15 protein-coding genes are annotated in these 18762 nt (G+C 72.9%); 2 read left to right on the top strand and 13 right to left on the bottom strand.

The genetic code is table 11. The features are described 5' to 3' along the window. Together ABZ693_RS29750 and ABZ693_RS29745 are read right to left on the bottom strand one after the other, a co-directional pair. On the bottom strand, positions 1-2284 hold a 2284-nt coding region (locus ABZ693_RS29750; RefSeq protein ID WP_359883589.1), incomplete at its 3' end, for a polysaccharide lyase 8 family protein. 222 nt (positions 2285-2506) lie between these two features. After that, positions 2507-3064, bottom strand: coding sequence for a hypothetical protein (locus tag ABZ693_RS29745; protein WP_359883575.1), 558 nt, complete (start codon positions 3062-3064; stop codon positions 2507-2509). Between the two features lie 166 nt (positions 3065-3230). Here ABZ693_RS29745 and ABZ693_RS29740 point away from each other — a divergent pair, with 166 nt between their 5' ends. Further along, positions 3231-3842, top strand: coding sequence for a YceI family protein (locus tag ABZ693_RS29740; RefSeq protein ID WP_359883572.1), 612 nt, complete (start codon positions 3231-3233; stop codon positions 3840-3842). A gap of 97 nt (positions 3843-3939) precedes the next feature. On the opposite strand, the gene ABZ693_RS29735 is transcribed toward ABZ693_RS29740, so the two are convergent. After that, a complete protein-coding gene (locus ABZ693_RS29735) occupies positions 3940-5094 on the bottom strand; it encodes a serine hydrolase domain-containing protein (protein ID WP_359883570.1) in 1155 nt (384 codons plus the stop codon). Positions 5095-5305: 211 nt separating this feature from the next. On the opposite strand from ABZ693_RS29735, the gene dnaN reads away from it, so the two are divergent. Continuing rightward, entirely contained in the window at positions 5306-6436 is a 1131-nt protein-coding gene (gene dnaN, locus ABZ693_RS29730) for a DNA polymerase III subunit beta (protein ID WP_359883567.1), read from the top strand. Positions 6437-6453: 17 nt separating this feature from the next. Here dnaN and ABZ693_RS29725 read toward each other — a convergent pair whose 3' ends face one another. The 10 genes from ABZ693_RS29725 to ABZ693_RS29680 form a co-directional block, all read right to left on the bottom strand. After that, positions 6454-7833 carry a hypothetical protein gene (locus tag ABZ693_RS29725; RefSeq protein WP_359883564.1) on the bottom strand — a complete coding sequence of 460 codons (1380 nt, stop codon included), beginning with the start codon at positions 7831-7833 and terminating at the stop codon, positions 6454-6456. A gap of 188 nt (positions 7834-8021) precedes the next feature. Next, positions 8022-9656, bottom strand: a complete 1635-nt coding sequence (cimA, locus tag ABZ693_RS29720; protein ID WP_359883561.1) for a citramalate synthase — start codon at positions 9654-9656, stop codon at positions 8022-8024. 291 nt (positions 9657-9947) lie between these two features. After that, on the bottom strand, positions 9948-11294 hold the full coding sequence (locus tag ABZ693_RS29715; protein WP_359883559.1) for an MFS transporter: 1347 nt from the start codon (positions 11292-11294) through the stop codon (positions 9948-9950). Positions 11295-11375: 81 nt separating this feature from the next. After that, positions 11376-11918 (bottom strand): TetR/AcrR family transcriptional regulator, encoded by a 543-nt coding sequence (locus tag ABZ693_RS29710; RefSeq protein ID WP_359883586.1) that lies wholly within the window; start codon positions 11916-11918, stop codon positions 11376-11378. Positions 11919-12045: 127 nt separating this feature from the next. After that, positions 12046-12498 carry a hypothetical protein gene (locus tag ABZ693_RS29705; protein WP_359883557.1) on the bottom strand — a complete coding sequence of 151 codons (453 nt, stop codon included), beginning with the start codon at positions 12496-12498 and terminating at the stop codon, positions 12046-12048. Between the two features lie 85 nt (positions 12499-12583). Continuing rightward, a complete protein-coding gene (locus ABZ693_RS29700; RefSeq protein WP_359883554.1) occupies positions 12584-13603 on the bottom strand; it encodes an agmatine deiminase family protein in 1020 nt (339 codons plus the stop codon). Positions 13604-13635: 32 nt separating this feature from the next. Then, positions 13636-15318, bottom strand: a complete 1683-nt coding sequence (locus ABZ693_RS29695; protein ID WP_359883551.1) for an urease subunit alpha — start codon at positions 15316-15318, stop codon at positions 13636-13638. Next, positions 15318-16049 (bottom strand): urease subunit gamma, encoded by a 732-nt coding sequence (gene ureA, locus ABZ693_RS29690; RefSeq protein ID WP_359883584.1) that lies wholly within the window; start codon positions 16047-16049, stop codon positions 15318-15320. The genes ABZ693_RS29695 and ureA overlap by 1 nt, the downstream gene beginning before the upstream one ends. 226 nt (positions 16050-16275) lie before the next feature. Beyond that, complete coding sequence (locus ABZ693_RS29685) at positions 16276-17388, bottom strand: branched-chain amino acid aminotransferase (protein ID WP_359883549.1); 1113 nt, start codon at positions 17386-17388, stop codon at positions 16276-16278. Positions 17389-17656: 268 nt separating this feature from the next. Further along, entirely contained in the window at positions 17657-18697 is a 1041-nt protein-coding gene (locus ABZ693_RS29680; protein ID WP_359883546.1) for a 3-isopropylmalate dehydrogenase, read from the bottom strand. Positions 18698-18762 lie beyond the last annotated feature (65 nt).

Below are 18762 nucleotides of genomic sequence, written 5' to 3'. Positions count from 1 at the left end.
CCTCGGTGTGGTGCCGGCCCCGGACCGCGCGCACGGGGCGGTCCCAGGTCAGCTCGAAGGGCCGGCCGGAGCGCTCCGGCTCGCTCACCCACAGGGCCGCCGAACCGCCGGTACGCCGCAGCAGGAGGCTCGCGGGCGCGGTGACGGCGAGCCGGTCCACCGTACCGGCCCGCCAGAAGTTGGCCGCGGTCAGCCCGAGGGACGGGACGGCGACCGCCTGCCGGCCGGCGTCGTTGGCGAGGATCCGCAGCCAGTGCCCGTCGGCGGCCCGGGCGGCGAGGGTGCGGGGCGAGGCGCCGGGCATGAGGAGATAGGCGTACGAGGCGTCCGCCGGGTCGGTGCCGTGGTCGAGCCAGAGGGTCTGGTAGCGGCGGGTGCGGCGCTCGGTGGAACTGGTGGTGTTGATGTCGCTCCAGGCGCCGGTGCGGTCCTCGCGCAGGGTGCGCAGTCCCTCCGTGCCGCCGCTGCCGCCCGCACCGCCGGGGAAGACCCAGCCGCCGTGGCCGGCGAGGTGGGCCCAGCCCTCCCCGGTCGTGAAGGCGGCGGTGCCGTTCTCGCCGAGGCAGCGGTTGTCGACGACGGTCTCGACGGGCACTCCGTCGGTCGCGGTGATCCCCGCGCCCAGGCATATGACGGTGTCGGCGGCGCAGAACCAGGACTTGCGGGCCTGGAGGGTGGAGCCGAGGCCCTTGAGGTGCTGGCCGATCGCGGCGAACTCGCCGTCGGTGACGCCGCCCACCCAGCGCGTGCCGGGCCGGGGCGCGCCCCATTCGCCGCCCGCCCGGTCGGCGAGGCGCTTGGTGGAGACGGTGGTGCCGGGCAGCCGGTAGGGGTCGACGGTGGGCCAGAACCAGTCGGTGTACTGGCCGCCTTGTCCGGCGGCCCACCAGTACAGCATTCCGGAGCCGGTGTGCCAGCCGCGCGGGTTCTCGCCGTTGCCGCACTCGTAGTGGGTGATGCGGTCGGAGGCCATGGAGACGTTGGCGGCCCAGCCGGGGCGGCGGTGCACGGCGCGGGCCATGGCGGGGAAGAGCCGGTGGCCGGTCGGTTCGGGGGCGGCCGGGACCGGGGAGTCGGCGACGGCGTGCAGCCGGGCGAGGTCGGCGACGCCGAACTGGCGGGCGGCGAGGACCGGGGTGACGGTGTCGCGGGCGATCCAGCCCTTCACGCGCGCGTGCCAGCGGTCGCGTTCGGCGGGACTCGCGCCGCCCGCGAGGAGGGTGATGGCGGCGATGAGGCCCTGGCCGTGGAAGTGGTCGGAGCGCATGATCCGCCGCTCGTCGCTCGCCAGGTAGCCGCGGCTGATGGCGCGGCCGTTGACGCTGTCCATCATCAGGCCGTCGTAGATGAGCGGGGCATATGCCTGCTCGACGCTGTCGAGGATGATCTGCCGCTTCGGGTCGGTGACCTCCCAGCGGGAGCCGGCGAGCAGGGTGAAGAGCCGGCCGAGGCCGTCGAGCATGACCTGGCCGTAGGTGCCGGAGTAGGCGACCCAGGTGTGCTGGACGAAGGAGCCGTCGGCGTAGAGGCCGTCGCCCTGGGACACGTACGGGAAGACGGGCGAGAGCGCGTCGCGGGCCAGGGCGAGCTTGGCGGGGGCGGCGCCGACGACACCGCGCACGGCGACCGAGCGGCACAGGTCGACGCGGTTGGCGCCGGTGGAGGTGCCCGTGTAGGAGCCGAGGACGCTGTCGGGGACGAAGTGGTCGACGGCCGCGCAGGCGGCGGCGATCCGGTCGGCGCCGAGCAGCGGGTGGAGGGCGGCGACGATGTCCATGAGCAGCCGAGGGGAGCCGATCTGCCATTCCCACCAGTTCCCGTACGGGGTGGTGCCGGGGTGGTAGACCCGCGCGGCGAGGTGGTCGAGGCCGCGCAGGACGGCGTCGAGGAGGCCGGGGTCGCCGGTGAGGCCGGTGCCGTCCTGGAGGTACGCCTGGGTCATCGTCCACAGCCGGCTGTAGCTCTGGGTGATGCCGGCGGACGGGTCGAAGGCGTAGCCGGGCCACAGGGAGGTCGCGGTGGGCGCCATGGTCGCGCGGAAGTCGCGGGCCAGGGCACCGGTCTCGGCGAGCCGCGAGGCGTACGGTTCGGCGGCCGCGTCGTAACCGGAGCCGAGCTGGAGGTCGACCCAGCGGCGGCGCAGGATCTCGAACTCGTCGTCTCCGGCGGCGGCCAGGGGCTGGGCCTGGATCGGGCTCTGGGCCTGGGCGTGCGGGGCGAGGGCGAGGGCGGACGCCGCGGCGGTGGTGACGGTCAGGAACGTACGGCGGGACCAGGCCGGCACGGACGGGTGCGCGGGCCGGCGCGAGGGGCCCGGGACGGGCGGGGGCACGGGGACGGACACGGAGAGCCTCCCGGGGAGGGAACGGGGTGAGGACCGGTTGGTGCCCGGTTCTCTCACAGGCCCTCGGACGCAATCAATGAGCACGACAGCAAGCGCTTGCTGTCGTGCTCATCGGGGACTCGTCAGGGACTCCCCCGTCCGTGCCGCGGTGCGGCGAGGCGGTCAGCAGCCGCCGCAGTTGTAGAAGGTCACGTCCCAGTGATTGCCCTCGTCGGCGTAGATGTTGCCGGCGCCGGACTGCCACTGCGGGGCGCCGTCCCCGCGCACGCCGATGTACGTGAAGGTGTTCTTCACGTAGTTGGTGAGGCAGGTGGCCTTGGCGAAGTCGAGCTTGTAGCCGTTCCAGTGCGAGTACGTGCCGCTCGCGTGCCCGGTCTCGGTGCCGCCGGTGATGTTGAGGGCGCAGCCGCTGGCGCTCTTGAGGGTCTGGGCGCCCTGGGCGGTGGCGAGGTTGAGCTGCTCGAAGGACGTGCAGGTGGAGTTGTTGCGGTCCGAGCAGCCGCCGGACGAGGACCAGGTGATGCCGGAGGAGCGGAACATCGAGGTCGCGGTGGCGTGGGTGATCTTCGTGGCGGCCTGGGCGTCGGTGGCGGTGGCCATCACGCCGAAGCCGGGGGCGAAGAGGGCGCCGCCGACCAGGGCGGTGGCGGTGAGGGCGGAGCGGAGCTTCACGGGGCCTCCTGCTGGGGACCGGACCGGGGACCGGACACGGATTGTCATGTGCACGAAGATGGTGCCCGAGATCTACGCGCGTCCGCCAGAGGGTGGGAGCCACGAAAAAATCAGATGTTGAAAGTTGAACGGAATACGTCTACAGTCATTCTCGTTGAAGGTTCAACAAAGCGCGATCCCCCCTCCCCCGCGCACCGTCCCCAAGGAGCACGTCATGGGTCTCTTCGGCCGCAAGAACACCGAGTCCGCCACCACCACCGCCACCCTCCCCGTCGACCCGGCGCTCGCCGCGCTGACCGGCACGTACACGATCGACGCCGCGCACAGCAGCATCGGCTTCACGGTCCGCCACGCGATGGTCACCAACGTCCGCGGCACCTTCGCCGCCCACGAGGGCACGCTGGACCTGAACGGCTCGAACCCGGCCCACTCCAGCGCCTCCATCGACGTCGAGATCGCCTCCGTCGACACGGGCATCGCCGACCGCGACAACCACCTGCGCAGCGCGGACTTCTTCGACGCCGAGCAGTTCCCGCGAATGAGCTTCCGCTCCACCGAGGCCGCGCACCTGGGCGGCGACACCTACCGCGTCACGGGCGACCTCACCATCAAGGACGTCACCCGGCCGCTCTCCATCGACCTGGAGTTCAACGGCTCGGCCACCGACGTCTACGGCAACGAGCGCGTCGGCTTCGAGGGCTCGGCCCAGATCCTGCGCTCCGACTGGGGCCTGACCTGGAACGCGGCCCTGGAGACCGGCGGTGTCATGGTCAGCGACAAGGTCAAGCTGAACTTCGACATCTCCGCCATCAAGCAGGCCGCCTGACCCCGTGCCCCTCGGGGCATCGCACGACCGAGCGCGCCCGCCTCTCCGCAGCAGCGGAAGGCGGGCGCTCGGCGTTTTCCGGCCCTGCCGGGCGGGGCTACGCGGCCGCGCCGTCGGCGGCGCGGGCCACCGCGCGGATCAGCCGGTCGTTCTCGGGGGCGCCGGGGCCGCCGAGGAAGGCGAAGCGGCGGCGCGCGTAGCTGTAGGAGAGGGCGCGCGAGGGGTCGGCGAAGGACTGGCTGCCGGGGACACCGCTGTGGCCGATGGCGGTCGGGCCCAGTTCGGGGTGGCGGGTGGCGAGCGGCACGAAGCCGAGACCGAACGCGTTGTTCTCTCCGGTGACCAGGTCCTTGCCGGACGAGTGGACACGGGAGACCTCGGCGAGCGTGTCCGGCGTCAGCAGCGGCGGACGGCCGCCGAGCGGGCCGGCGACCGCCGCGTACATCCGGGCCAGGCCCCGCGCGCTGCCGACACCGCCGCCGGACAGCGGGCAGGCGGCGCGTACGGCGCGCGAGTTGCCGTACGCGACCGCGTCGAACGGCGGGTCGGCGTGCTGCCCGAACGCGACGCCGAGGAGATCGTCCGGCCTGCCCGGGGACGCCGCGAGGAACGCCGCCTGGGCCGGGGTGGGAATCAGCGGCAGGGCGGTGCGGAAGCGGGGCTCCAGCTCCTCGGGCAGGCCGAGGTGGTAGTCGATGCCGTACGGGGCGCGGATCCGCTCCTCGTAGTGCGCCTGGACCGTCCGGCCGGTGGCCCGCAGGACGACCTCGCCGGCCAGCGCGCCGAAGGTGAGCGCGTGGTAGCCGTGGCCGGAGTCCGGTTCCCAGTACGGGCGGTGGGCGGCGAGACGGGCCGCGACGGCGCGGTCGTCGGCGAGCTCGGCGGGACGGAAGCCGCCGTCGACGCCGATGGCGCCGGAGCGGTGCGCGAGCAGTCCGCGCAGGGTGAGACGGTCCTTGCCCTCGGCGGCGAACTCCGGCCACCAGGAGGCCACTTCGCGGTCCGGGTCGAGCGTGCCGTCCTGGATGAGGAGGGCGACGACGAGGGATGTCGCCCCCTTGGCGGAGGAGTAGAGGGCGAGCAGCGCGTCCCCGTCGACCCCGTCACCGCCCCACAGGTCGACGACCTGACGGCCCTGGTGGTAGACGGCGAGCTGCGCGCCGCCGTCGCGGGCCTCGGCGGCGGCGACGGTCGCGAACTCCTCGCGCACGGACTCGAATCCGGCCGCCACACTGCCGTACACCTCGGCCATGCCCGCACTCCCCCTTGATCCGTCGTTTTCTCAAACAGCCGAACGATCAAGGGCGTTGACGGATTCCCGGGCGACCGCACCGATCGGCGGGTCGCTGCGGGCCGGTGAAGAGCGGACGCGGTGCGCGGCCGGCCGTGTCCCGATCCGACCGAAGGAGAGCCGGAGTTGCCGGCCGGGGCGATTGTCAGTGGGGGCCGCTAGCGTCGGCCGGATGGAATTCCGTATCGACAGCGCCGTCCTGACCGAGACCGTGGCCTGGGCCGCCCGTGTCCTGCCCGCCCGCTCCCCCGTCCCCGTCCTCGGCGGGCTCCTCCTGGAGGCGGCAAACGGGCGGCTGCGCGTCTCCGGACTCGACTACGAGGCGTCCGCCCGGATCGAGGTCGACGCCGACGTCGCCGGGGCCGGCCGGGCGCTGGTGCTCGGGCGGCGGCTGCTCGACATCTGCAAGGTGCTGCCGCACGGCCCGGTGGACTGCGTCGTCGACGGCGCGCGTCTCTCGGTGACGGGCGGCGACGCGCGCTTCGGCCTCTCGTTGCTGCCGCTGGACGACTATCCGGCCCAGCCCGCCCTGCCCGCCTGGCGCGGCGCGGTGGACGCGGACGCCTTCGCGGCGGCCGTCGGGCATGTGGCGGTGGCGGCCGGCCGGGACGACTCGCTGCCGGTGCTCACCGGCATCCGGCTCGGTCTGGACGGCACGACGATGACGCTGGCCGCGACCGACCGCTACCGGTACGCGGTGCGCACCCTGGAGTGGAAGCCGGAGGTCTCCGGCGACGGGACGGGTTCCGCGGACGGGGCGGGCACGGACGTGGTGGTGCCGGCCCGGCGGCTCACCGAGATCGCCCGGTCACTCGCCGGCGCGGGCACGGTCCGGCTGGCCCTGGACGCCGGCTCGCTCGGCTTCGAGAGCGGCGGCATGCGGACCACCACCCGGCTCCTCGACGGACGGCTGCCCCGGCACGACAAGCTCTTCGCCCTGGGCGAGCACGCGGTCGCGGTCACCGAGCGGGCCCCGCTGGTGGAGGCCGTGAAGCGGGTGGCGGTGGTGGCCGAGGGCGACAGCCCCGTCCAGCTCGCGTTCGACGGCACGACCGTGCATCTCCAGGCGGGCTACGAGGACGACGTGGCCTCGCAGCGGCTGCCGGCCGTCCTGACCGGCGCCGAGTCGATGACGGTCGCCTTCAACCCCGGCTATCTGCTCGACGCGCTCGGCTCCTTCGAGGCGCCGACGCTCGGTCTGCACCTGCTCGGCCCGGGGCAGCGGGCGCTGCTCACCGACGCCACGGACGGCCGGGCCGGAACCCACCGCCATCTGCTGATGTCGGTGAAGCCGCTGGTCTGAGCGAGCGGGACCGCCGGTCAGAAGCCGCCGCCGAAGTCGCCACCCCCGCCGAAGTCCCCGCCGCCCCCGAAATCGCCGCCGCCGCCGAAATCGCCCGATCCGAAGTCACCGGGGTCGAAGTCGGCACCGGAGACGTCGCCGCCCTGGAAGCCCTGGAAGTCCCCGCCGCCGTACTCGGAGGCGTAGGCCGGGGTAGCGAGCATCGAGCCGAGCATGGTGCCGACCAGGAGGCCCGGCAGCATGCCGCCGCCGAAGTAGCCGCCCGCCCAGGGACCGTAGGCCGGTCCGGCCTCCCAGTAGGGGCGGCGGCCGGCGTCGGTCTCGACCGTGCGGGCCTGCGGGTCGAGGCCGTCGTCGAGGCGGGCCGCGTCGGCGGCGCAGACCGGGACCTCCCGGGCGGCGCCGCCGGCCGGGGTCCAGGTACGGTCCGCGACGGACGGGCCGTGGCGCGGGTCGAAGAAGCAGGGGGCGCGCCGCTCGGGCAGCGGCCGGCCCTCGCGCCGGGCGGCCAGCACGGCGAGCGCGAAGCGGCCGTCCTCCAGGGTCTCGGTGACCGGGCGCACCTCGCCCGGCCGGGTGGCGGCGCCCATCAGGGACTTCGACCGGTCGTAGGCGTCCAGGGCGTGCTCGTAGTCCGCGCGCATGGCGTCGGTGGCACCGGGCTCGCCCGGCTGGAAGTCGAGCCGGTCCAGCTCCTCGCCGAAGGCGGTGATGTCCTCGTCGACGACGACCCGCAACCGGTCGAGCGCGGCCCGCTCCTCGGCTTCCTTGCGCAGCCGGTTGCGGCGCGTGACCGCGTAGATCCCGGCGCCGCCGGCGACGACCACCGCGCCCAGGCCTATCAGGGCGCCGGTCGGCACGCTTGAGTCCTGGCCGGCCGCGCCGCCCCAGGACGCGGGCGCGGAGCCGCGCACGGTGGGCAGGGCCTGGTCGACGAAGTCGTTCAGCTCGGTCTTGGCGTCGACGCCGGGCTGGCGTACGGCAGTGACGAGGTTGCGCACGGCGGCCTGGGAGATCACCGTGCGGTCGGCCTTGGCGTCGAAGCCGTCGCCGAGGCGGACCGCGTAGAGGCCGGTGATCCCGGTCCGGGTGCGCAGGTTCGAGAAGAGGTCCTGCGGCGGGTACTGCTGGTTCGCGGGCAGCACCGCCACGAACAGCGGCTTGTCGGCGTCCTTGATCTTCTTCGCGAGCGCGTCCGCGTCGGCCTTCGACAGCTGCCCGGCCGCCGCGGGGTCCACGTACACCGGCCCCTGGCGCAGGGCCGCGGCCGCGTCCGGTATCCCCGCGGACCTGGCGCCCGCGGCGGGCGCCAGGAGCAGGAGCAGCAGGAACGGCAAGAGCAACAGGCCCGCCATCGCGGTCGCCGTCTGCCGGGTGGACATGGCCCTGATCCTCATGTCTCGACGCTACCCGAAGGCGATCGAACGGGACATAGGGGATTTCCCTGAGAGTGCCCCTGGTATCCCAGGGCGCCCGGAGACCCAGGAGACCCTGGGAACCCGGGAGCCGGCCCCGGGAACCCGTGATTCCCAGGGCCTCCGGGCCCCTCGGCGAGCCCAAGGGGCCTGCGCCCCGGGCCCCCGCGTCACTCCGCCGGTTCGACGCCCGCCCGCAGCAGCCCGTAGGTGTACGCGTCCTCCATGGCCTGCCAGGAGGCGGCGATGACGTTCGTGCCGACGCCGACCGTCCGCCATTCCCCGTCGCCGTCGCTCGACGTCACGAGCACCCTGGTCGTGGACTCGGTGCCGTGGCGGCCCTCCAGGATGCGGACCTTGTAGTCGGTCAGCTCGACCTGCGCGAGCTGCGGGTGGATCCGCTCCAGCGCGATGCGCATCGCCCGGTCGAGGGCGTTGACGGGGCCGTTGCCCTCGGCGGTGGCGACGATCCGCTCGCCCTTCGCCCACAGCTTCACCGTGGCCTCGTTGGCGTGGGTGCCGTCCGGCCGGTCCTCGACGATGGCCCGCCAGGACTCCGTGCGGTAGTAGCGGCGCGGCCGGCCCTCCACCTCCTCGCGCAGCAGCAGCTCGAAGGAGGCGTCGGCGGCCTCGTACGTGTAGCCCTTGAGCTCGCGCTCCTTGACCCGTTCGACGACCCGGGCGACCAGCGCGCGGTCGCCGCCGAGGTCGACGCCCAGTTCCTTGCCCTTGAGCTCGATGGAGGCGCGGCCCGCCATGTCGGAGACCAGCATCCGCATGGTGTTGCCGACCCGCTCGGGGTCGATGTGCTGGTAGAGGTCGGGGTCGACCTTGATCGCGGAGGCGTGCAGGCCGGCCTTGTGGGCGAAGGCGGAGACGCCGACGTACGGCTGGTGGGTGGAGGGGGTGAGGTTGACGACCTCGGCGATGGCGTGCGAGATCCGGGTCATCTCGGCCAGCGCGCCCTCGGGCAGCACCGTCTTGCCGTACTTGAGTTCGAGGGCCGCGACCACGGGGAAGAGGTTGGCGTTGCCGACCCGCTCGCCGTACCCGTTGGCGGTGCACTGCACGTGCGTGGCACCGGCGTCGACGGCGGCGAGGGTGTTGGCGACGGCGCAGCCGGTGTCGTCCTGGGCGTGGATGCCGAGCCGGGCGCCGGTGTCGGCGAGGACCGTGGCGACCACGGCCTGGACCTGGGCGGGGAGCATGCCGCCGTTGGTGTCGCAGAGGATCACGACGTCGGCGCCGGCCTCGTGCGCGGTGCGGACGACGTCCTTGGCGTACGTGGGGTTGGCCTTGTAGCCGTCGAAGAAGTGCTCGCAGTCGACGAACACCCGGCGGCCCTGGGAGCGCAGGTGGGAGACGGTGTCGCGGACCATCTCCAGGTTCTCTTCGAGGGTGGTGCGCAGGGCCAGCTCGACATGCCGGTCGTGGGACTTGGCGACGAGCGTGATCACCGGGGCGCCGGATTCGAGCAGCGCCTTGACCTGCGGGTCCTCGGCGGCGCTGCCGCCGGCGCGGCGGGTGGCGCCGAAGGCCACGAGCTGCGCGTTCTTGAACGCGATCTCCTCCCGGGCGCGGGCGAAGAACTCGGTGTCGCGCGGGTTGGCGCCCGGCCAGCCGCCCTCGATGAAGCCGACGCCGAAGTCGTCCAGATACCGCGCGATGGCCAGCTTGTCGGCGACCGTGAGGTTGATGCCCTCGCGCTGCGCGCCGTCGCGCAGCGTCGTGTCGAAGACGTGGAAGCTGTCGTCGCGGTCGTCGCGGCCGGCGTTCTGGCCGTGCCCGCCGTTCTCCGTGGTCATGACGTGATGGCTCCTGTCGGATGTGGCTCCGGAAGGTCTGGATCCACTTGCCCCCATTCTCACGCGCCGTCCGTTTCGGCCTTTTGGTGGGGCCGGGAAGCCGGAAAACAAAAAACCCCTCGCGGGTGCGAGAGGTCTGCGCGCGGGTCTGGGGCACGATGGCCGCCTGCCGTGGGGATGGGTCCCACGGCTCAGCGGTCACTGCGGACCGGCGCGCTGCTGCCGATAATCATCGTGGTAGCGAGCACGCCGGCAGTCTGCCACAGGCGCCGGGCACCGTGGACGGGAATCTCACGATGCGGAATCGGCGGCCGTCACCGGCTTCTTCACGGGCGTCGCGGAGGCCGTGCCCGCGCCCGAACCGGCCACCCGGCCCAGGTCGATGTCGCGGGTCTCGCGCATCGACACGTACACGATCAGCGAGACCGCGGCGCAGCCGGCCACGTACCAGTAGTAGCCGGACTCGATCCCCGCGTCCTTGAACCACAGCGCCACGTACTCGGCGGTGCCGCCGAACAGCGCGTTGGCGATGGCGTACGGCAGGGCGACGCCGAGCGCGCGGATCCCGGTCGGGAACAGCTCCGCCTTCACGCACGCGTTGATGGAGGTGTAGCCGGTGACGACGACGAGCGCGAGCAGGGACAGGCCGAGCGCCGGCCAGAACGACCCCGCGTGCCGCAGCATCGTCATGATCGGCACGGTGAGGAGCGTGGAGCCGACGGCGAAGGTGATGAGCAGCGGGCGGCGGCCGATCCGGTCGGAGAGCCGGCCGGCGAGCGGCTGCAGACAGGCGAAGACGATCAGCGCGCAGAAGGAGACCAGGGTGGCGGTCTGCTTGGGCAGTCCCGCGGAGTTGGACAGGTACTTCGTGAGGTAGGTGGTGTACGTGTAGTAGGCCACCGTGCCGCCCATGGTGAGCGCGATGACGAGCAGCGCCTCGCGCTTGTGCGCCCACAGCGCCTTGATCGTGCCCTTGTCGCCGGCGGCCACGCCGTCGTCGGCGGTGTCCTCGTACACCTCGGTCTCCAGCATCGTGCGCCGCAGGTAGAACACCACGGCCGCGCCGAGGGCGCCGACGATGAAGGGGATGCGCCAGCCCCAGCTGTGCAGGGCCTCGGTGGACATGGTCCGCTGCAGGATGATCTGCAGGCCGAGACCGAGGATCTGGCCGGCCGTCATCGACACGTACTGGAAGCTGGAGGCGAAGCCGCGGCGCTCCGGGGCGGACGCCTCGGTGAGGTACGTGGCGCTGGCGGCGTACTCGCCGCCGACGGACAGGCCCTGGAGGAGCCGGGCGACGAGGAGGACGGCCGCGCCGCCGTAGCCGGCCACGCCGTAGGTCGGGGCGACGGCGATGAGGAGCGCCGAGGCGGACATCAGCGTGACGGTGAGGGTGAGGGCCGCCTTCCGGCCCTTGCGGTCACCGACCCGGCCGAGCAGCCAGCCGCCGACCGGGCGCATGAAGAAACCGACGGCGAAGATGCCGGCGGTGTTCATGAGCTTGGCGGTGTCGTTGCCCTCGGGGAAGAACGCCCCCGCGAAGTACGTCGCGAAACTCGCGTACACGAACCAGTCGAACCACTCGACCATGTTGCCGGCGGACCCGACCCAGATCTTCTTCCAGTGCTCTCGTCCCATGGGCAGGAACCGTGCCGGACATCGGCCTTCGGCAACAAGAGTGCGGAGGGCAACGATCGCGCCTACTTGCGTTCCTAAAGATCACGGAAGCAGGGTTTCGGAGATGAACTCGCCTACGTGGGACAGGACTTGCTCCCGGTCGGTACCGGGGATGCCGACCGCGACGTGCACGCTGAAGCCGTCGAGCAGGGCCCGCGTGCGGTGCGCCGCCCGCTCCGCGTCCAGGCCCGCCCGGAACTCCCCGCGCGACACCCCCTCGGCGAGGAGCGCGACGAGGTCGCGGTGCCAGGCCCGTTCGATGGCGGCCTGCCGGGCGCGGGCGTCGTCGTCGGCGCCGCGCGAACGGTTCCAGACCTCCAGCCACAGCGTCCAGTGCGGGTCGCGCGGGCCGTCCGGCACGTACACGTCCACATAGCCGTCGAGCCGTTCGCGCGCGGTGCCGGGCCCGGAGAGCACGGCGGCGCGGGCCGCGCCGAGCCGGCTCTCGCTCCACTCCAGGGTCCGCAGCAGCAGTTCGTCCCTGCTGCGGAAGTAGTAGAGGAGGTGACCGCTGCTCATGCCGACCTGCCGTCCGAGCCCGGCCATGGTCAGCCCGTCGAGACCGTGCGCGGCGATGGTGTCCATCGCGGCGGCGAGCACGTCCTCGCGCGGCGGCGCGGGCTGGTTCCTGCGGCGCGGGCGGGGGTCGGGGGCGGGCGGGTCGCTGTGCTGGGTCACCGGTCCGTTCTACAGGATCGGGAGGCGCGGGCCGTCAGGGCTCCTCGGGCAGGCGGCCGTCGGGGCCGCGCCCGAAGGCGTGGTGCATCACGTCGGCGAGATCGGCCTCGGGTACGGTGCCGCGCAGCCCGGCGAGTACGGGGGCGGCCTCCTCGTCGGCGAGGACGCCGAGGTGTTCCTCGCGCAGCGCCCGGATCACCTCCACGATCTCCGGCCGCAGCGCCATCCACGCGCGCGAGGTGCGGATCTCCTCCTCGACGTGCTCCATGAACCAGCGCATGACGTCGTACGGGATCTCCCGGCCCGCGACGGCCGGGTCCCAGCAGAGGGTGGGTTCCCGCGCCGGGTCCTCGTCGGGCACGATCGCGGTCACCACCATCCGCCGTCCGGCGGCGAGGTCGTCCAGCTCCACGTGCCAGGCGTCCTCGGGCAGGGAGTAGTGGAAGGTGAGCGCGTACGCGCCGGGGCGGGGGTTCGGGCCGGGCATGACCGTCACCCTGGCACGCCCGTCCCGCGGCCCGCACCCGCGTTTCCCGGGAGCGCCCTTCCCGGATCCGTCCTTCCCGGGGGCCTCACACCGCCGGCTGCTGCTGGGTGATGCAGTGCACGCCACCCCCGCCCGCGAAGATCGGACGGGCGTCGACCAGGACGACCTCGCGCTCCGGGTACAGGCGGCGCAGGATGCCGGCCGCGATCTCGTCGTGGGGGTCGTCGAAGGCGCACAGCACGACGCCGCCGTTGCAGAGATAGTGGTTGATGTACGAGTAGTCGACCCAGTCGCCGTCCTCGTCCTTCAGCACGGTGGGGGCCGGGACCTCGACGACCTCCAGGGGGCGGCCCTGCGCGTCCGTCGCGCCGCGCAGGAGGTCCACGTAGAGGCGGGAGCGCTCGTGGTCGGGGTGGTCGGGGTCTTGCTGGCTGTGGACGAGGACGGTGCCGGGGCGGGCGAAGGTGGCGACGATGTCGACGTGGCCCCGGGTGCCGAAGAGACCGTAGTCGGCGGTCAGGCCGTGCGGCAGCCAGATCGCCTTGGTGGTGCCGAGCTTGGCGTGGATCTCGCGTTCGACCTCCTCGCGGCTCCAGTCGGAGTTGCGGCCCTCGCCGAGCTGGACGGTGTCGGTGAGCAGGACGGTACCTTCGCCGTCGACGTGGATCGCGCCGCCCTCGTTCACGAGGTCGCTGCCGAGCAGCGGCACGCCGGCCGCGTCGGCGACATGGCGGGCGACGGCGGTGTCGTACTGCCAGCGGGCCCAGCCCTGGCGGCCCCAGCCGTTGAACACCCAGTCCACGGCGGCGAGCCGGCCGTACTCGTCCTTGACGAAGGTGGGGCCGATGTCGCGCATCCAGGCGTCGTCCAGCCCGCATTCGAGGAGCTCGACGTCGTCACCGAGGAGGGCGCGGGCGGAGTCGGCGCCGCCGGGGGCCACCACCATGGTGACCGGCTCGAAGCGGCGTACGGCGCGGGCGACCGTCGCCCAGGCGGCGCGGGCCCCGGCCAGCTCGGAGTCGTTCGCGAAGGTGGGGTTGGGGCTGGGCCAGGCCATCCAGGTGCGCTCGTGCGGGGTCCACTCGGCGGGCATGCGGTAGGTCATGACGGCTCCTGGCGAAGGTCAGAGGTCAGAGGTCAGAGGAAGTACAGGCGATTGAGCGTGACGCGGTCGGCCGCGTCCGAGCGCAGCGCCGCGCCGTCGAGCGAGACGAGGCCGGTGCGGTCGTCGACCCGGACGTCTCCGGTACGGGAGTTGAGACGCAGGTCCGCCGGGCCGATGCCGCGCGTGCCGCGCACCGCCACGCGCCGTCGGCGGGTGGGCATCCGGTCGGCGCCGAGACCCGCGGCGGCCTGGGCGACGAAGGCGACGGAGAGGTCCGCGGCGGTGGCTCCGTGGGCGCCGAACTGGGGCCCGAGGACGAGCGGTTCGCAGGTGTCGGTGGCGGCGTTCGGGTCGCCGACCACGCCGTACGCCGGGAACCCGGACTTCAGCACCAGCTGCGGCTTCGCGCCGAAGAACGCGGGCCGCCACAGCACGATGTCGGCGAGCTTGCCCACCTCGATCGACCCGATCTCGTGCGCGAGGCCGTGGGCGAGGGCCGGGTTGATGGTCAGCTTGGCCAGATAGCGCAGCACGCGCGCGTTGTCGTCGTGCGCGCCGTCGCCCTCCAGGGGGCCGCGCTCGGCCTTCATCTTCCCCGCCATGGCGAAGGTCCGGCGTACGGTCTCGCCGGCCCGGCCCATTCCCTGAGCGTCGGAGGAGGTGATGCCGATCGCTCCGAGGTCGTGCAGGACGTCCTCCGCGCCCATCGTGCCGGCCCGGATCCGGTCGCGGGCCATCGCCGCGTCGCCGGGCAGGTCGGTCTTCAGGTCGTGGACGGAGACGATCATCCCGTAGTGCTCGGCGACCGCGTCGCGGCCGAAAGGGAGCGTGGGGTTGGTGGAGGAGCCGATGACGTTCGGGACGCCCGCCATCCGCAGCACGTTGGGGACGTGGCCGCCGCCGCAGCCCTCGATGTGGAAGGCGTGGATCGTACGGCCGTCCAGGACGCTGAGGGTGTCCTCGACCGACAGGCACTCGTTCAGCCCGTCGCTGTGCAGGGCGACCTGGACGTCGTGCTCCTCGGCGACGCGGAGGGCGGTGTCCAGGGCCCGGGCGTGGGCGCCCATGTCCTCGTGGACCTTGAAGCCGCAGGCGCCGCCCTCGGCCAGGGCCTCGGTCAGCGGGGCCGGGTCGGAGGAGGAGCCGCGGGCGAGGAACCCGATGTTGACCGGCCAGGCGTCGAAGGCGTTGAAGGCATGCCGCAGCGCCCAGGGCGAGTTGACGCCGACGCCCCACACGGGGCCGAACTCCTGGCCGATGACAGTGGTGACGCCGCTGGCCAGCGACGCCTCCATGATGCGGGGCGAGAGCAGATGGACGTGGGTGTCGATGGCGCCCGCGGTGGCGATCAGGCCCTCGCCGGAGACGATCGACGTGCCGGTGCCGACAACGACGTCCACACCGTCGAGGGTGTCGGGGTTGCCGGCCCGGCCGATGGCGTGGATCCGGCCCTCGCGGATGCCGATGGACACCTTGCGGATGCCGGCGACGGCGTCGACGACCAGGACGTTGCTGATGACGACGTCGCAGGTGTCGCGGACTGCGGCGGCCTTCAGATGCAGCCCGTCGCGGGCGGTCTTGCCGAAGCCCGCGAGGAACTCGTCGCCGGGCTTCTGGGCGTCGGACTCGACGCGGACGACGAGCCCGGAGTCGCCGAGGACGACACGGTCGCCGGCGCGCGGGCCGTGCACGGAGGCGTACTCGTAGGGGTCCATCACTCGCCTTCCTCGCGGGAAGCCCGCCCGGGCTCGGTGTACGGCTCGGCGCCGAGGTAGCCGCAGGCGGCGGCCCGGCGCAGCGCCTCCTCCCGGGCACCGGGGGCGTCGAGCGGGCCGTCGACGAGGCCCGCGAAGCCGACGGCCACGCGCGCGCCGCCGAGGGGGACGAGGCCCACCTCCGCCGTGCCGCCCGGGTCGAAGCGGAAGGAGGCGCCGGCCGGGAGCGCGAGCCGCATCCCGTAGGCGGCGGCCCGGTCGAAGGCGAGGCGCGGGTTGGCCTCGAAGAAGTGGAAGTGGGAGGTGACGCTGACCGGGACGGTGGCGGTGTTGCGTACGGTCAGCCGGAGGTCCGGGGCGGCCTCCTCGTACCCCTCCCCCGGTCCGGGCAGCAGCGCGCCGGGCCCGGCCTCCGCCGGATCCGGCCCACGCCCCAGGGGGTCGGTGACGACCGCGAGCCGCGAGCCGTCGTCGAAGACGGCTTCGACGTGCACCTCGGTGACGATGCCGGCGACGCCCGGCAGCACGTCCTCGGGGCCGAGCACGGACCGGGCCGCTTCGATCGCCTCGGCGAGCCGCCTGCCGTCGCGGGCCGCCTCGCAGACGGCGTCTGCGATGAGCGCGGTGGCCTCGGGCACGTTGAGCCTGAGGCCGCGGGCGCGGCGGGCGCGGGCGAGTTCGGCGGCGCCGAAGAGGAGCAGCCGGTCGCGCTCGGTGGGGGTGAGTCGCACGCCGTACGCCTCCTGGTCGAACAGATCCAACATTTAGAGCAGCACTCTAAATCGTGGACAGGAATCTTCCAAGGGGTGGCCGACTATCAGACGGGGAGACAGGGGCAGCGAGAGCACAATCTCTTGAACGGTGCTCCAAGCACCCCACACCCACCGAAACGCCGGAGCGCCCGGGCGATGGCCACCCAGGCGCTCCGGCTGCGGATCCCGCCGAGGATCCGATCGTCTACTTCTTGCCGAGCTCGTGCATCCAGCCGTGGACGTCCTCGGTCTTGCCGGTCTGGACGGCGAGCAGCGCCTCGCGCAGCTTCATCGACACCTCGCCCGGCTGACCACCCGAGTGCTGCCACTCGCCGCGCGCGGTCTTGACCGTGCCGACCGGGGTGATGACGGCGGCGGTGCCGCACGCGAAGACCTCGGTGAGGGTGCCGTTCTCGGTGTCGGTCCGCCACTGGTCGAGGGAGACGCGGGCCTCCTCCGACTCGTAGCCGAGGTCGCGGGCGATCTTCAGCAGCGAGTCACGGGTGACGCCGGCGAGCAGCGAGCCGGTGAGGGTCGGGGTGACGATGCGCGTCGTCCCGCCGTCGCCGCCCCCGTACACGAAGTACAGGTTCATGCCGCCGAGCTCCTCGACCCACTTGTGCTCGACCGCGTCGAGGTAGCAGACCTGGTCGCAGCCCTGCGCCGCCGCCTCGGCCTGCGCGAGCAGGGAGGCCGCGTAGTTGCCGCCGGTCTTGGCGTCGCCCATGCCGCCGGGGACGGCGCGGACGCGGTCCTCGGAGGCCCAGATGGAGACGGGCTTCACGCCGCCCGGGAAGTACGGGCCGGCCGGGGAGGCGATGACCACGAACAGGTACTCGTTGGCCGGGCGGACGCCCAGGCCGACCTCGGTCGCGATCATGAACGGGCGCAGGTAGAGCGAGGCCTCGCCGCCGTGCGCCGGCACCCACGCCTTGTCCTGCTGGACGAGCAGGTCACAGGCCTCGATGAAGGTCTCGACCGGCAGCTCCGGCATGGCGAGCCGGGCGGCGGACGCCTGGAAGCGGCGGGCGTTGGCGTCGGGGCGGAAGGTGGCGACCGAGCCGTCGGGGCGGCGGTACGCCTTCAGACCCTCGAAGATCTCCTGGGCGTAGTGCAGGACGTTGGTCGCGGGGTCCAGGGAGAGCGGGCCGTACGGCACCAGCTGGCCGTCGTGCCAGCCGCGGCCCTCGGTCCAGCGGATGGTCACCATGTGATCGGTGAAGTGCCGGCCGAATCCCGGGTTGGCCAGGATCGCCTCGCGCTCGACGGAGGACAGCGGGCTGGAGGAGGGCTTGAGCTCGATCGTGGGCGTCGTCATGTGGATGTCCTTCACCGTTTGTGTGTGTCGGACCGCGCTCACGCCGCTCCGCAGTCACCCGCGTCACGTGTGTCACGCGAGTCACTGCCAGGACGTCCGAGCATGCACGCATGCCGCGGCCCCACGTTCGATTATCGCGCGTGACGGCCGGTGCACGAAACGGTGTGTACGCGGTCCAGAAGTCGATGGTGCCCTCTGCGACCGCGTCGGTACAGCCGCCGGGCGTGATGGCGACCCGGCGGCTGCCTGAAAAACATGCGGCCGCGGGTCAGCCGGCTACGCGTACCGCGAGCGCGTCGCCGATCTCGACGGTCGTCCGGACGCGGTCGCCGCGCTCGGTGAGGTCGGCGGCGACGGCCGTCTCGATCCGGGCGGCCTCGGCCTCGTACCCGAGGTGGCGCAGCAGGAGCGCGACCGAGAGCACGGTGGCCGTCGGGTCGGCCTTGCCCTGGCCCGCGATGTCCGGCGCGGAGCCGTGGACCGGCTCGAACATGGAGGGGAACGAGCGGCTCGGGTCGATGTTGCCCGAGGCGGCGACGCCGATGCCGCCGGAGACGGCCGCGGCGAGGTCGGTGATGATGTCGCCGAAGAGGTTGTCGGTGACGATCACGTCGAACCGGGCCGGGTCGGTGACGAGGAAGATCGTCGCGGCGTCGACATGCAGGTAGTCGGTGGTCACCTCGGGGAACTCGCGGCCGACCCGCGCGAAGACGTCCGTCCAGAGGTGGCCCGCGAAGGTGAGCACGTTGTTCTTGTGGACCAGCGTGAGCTTCTTGCGGGGGCGGGCCTGGGCACGGGCGAAGGCGTCGCGGACGACGCGCTCGACACCGAAGGCCGTGTTGACGGAGACCTCGGTGGCGACCTCGTGCTCGGTGCCCTTGCGGATGGTGCCGCCGTTGCCGGTGTACGGGCCCTCGGTGCCCTCGCGGACCACGACGAAGTCGATCGCGGGCTGGCCGGCGAGCGGGGTGGCGACGCCGGGGAGCAGCTTCGAGGGACGCAGGTTGACGTGGTGGTCGAAGGCGAAGCGGAGCTTCAGCAGGAAGCCCCGCTCCAGGACGCCCGAGGGGACCGACGGGTCGCCGATCGCGCCCAGCAGGATCGCGTCGTGCTGCTTGAGCGCGTCCAGGTCGGCGTCCGTGAGGGTCTCGCCGGTGGCGTGGTAGCGCCGGGCGCCGAAGTCGTACTCCGTGGTCTCCAGCTTCACATCCTGCGGGAGGACCGCCGCGAGGACCTTGAGGCCCTCGGCCACGACCTCCTGGCCGATGCCGTCGCCGGGGATGACTGCGAGATCGATGCTGTGAGACATGTCGGTACCTTACACGCGGCGTCCCACCGTCTGACACACCTTGTCCACGATATGGACGGCGAGGC

It is taken from the genome of Streptomyces laurentii (assembly GCF_040635425.1).
GTDB lineage: Bacteria > Actinomycetota > Actinomycetes > Streptomycetales > Streptomycetaceae > Streptomyces > Streptomyces laurentii.
This window is presented reverse-complemented; position numbering and strand designations above follow the sequence as displayed.